2 protein-coding genes are annotated in these 496 nt (G+C 33.3%); both read right to left on the minus strand.

The annotated features are described in order from the left end of the window. The coding region (locus BAU23_RS13555) for a helix-turn-helix domain-containing protein (protein WP_071734641.1) at nt 1–101 on the minus strand (101 nt) is incomplete at its 3' end. 11 nt (nt 102–112) lie between these two features. Beyond that, nucleotides 113–496, minus strand: a 384-nt coding sequence (gene tnpA, locus BAU23_RS13560) for an IS200/IS605 family transposase (protein ID WP_071734642.1), incomplete at its 5' end; no start/stop codon positions are given.

The following is a 496-nucleotide window of genomic DNA, read 5'->3' on the forward strand; positions in this document are numbered from 1 at the left end:
TTATACACGAAACGTACACAACCGAAGGTTTTACGCATAAGATATGCTTGTTCTTCTGTTGGATACAAACGGAATGTATATGCTTTATTATGCTTTGTCATATCATTTCACCTCACTTTTCACCTTGATTTTCAATATATTTCTTTACTACTTCTATTGGCGAACCACCAGTTGTTAGTAAGCAAAAACTTCTTGACCAAAACATCTCTTTCCAAAGTTTCTTTTTCACTTGTGGAAAGTCTCTCTTAATGAGTCGAGAACTTGCACTTTTATAAGCATTAATAAATTTTGTCATTTCTGTATTCGGATGTGCCTTGAACAAAATATGAACATGGTCTACATCATGATTCCACTCTATCAGTGTTATGTTGTAATTCTCGGATAACCTGACAAACATGTCTTTTGCATAGTCTGATATATCATCATCGAACACATTTCTTCTGTATTTTACGACCAACACAAGATGATAATACAACAAGAACACTGAATGATTATT

Source organism: Bacillus nitratireducens, from assembly GCF_001884135.1.
GTDB classification, from domain to species: Bacteria; Bacillota; Bacilli; order Bacillales; family Bacillaceae_G; genus Bacillus_A; species Bacillus_A nitratireducens.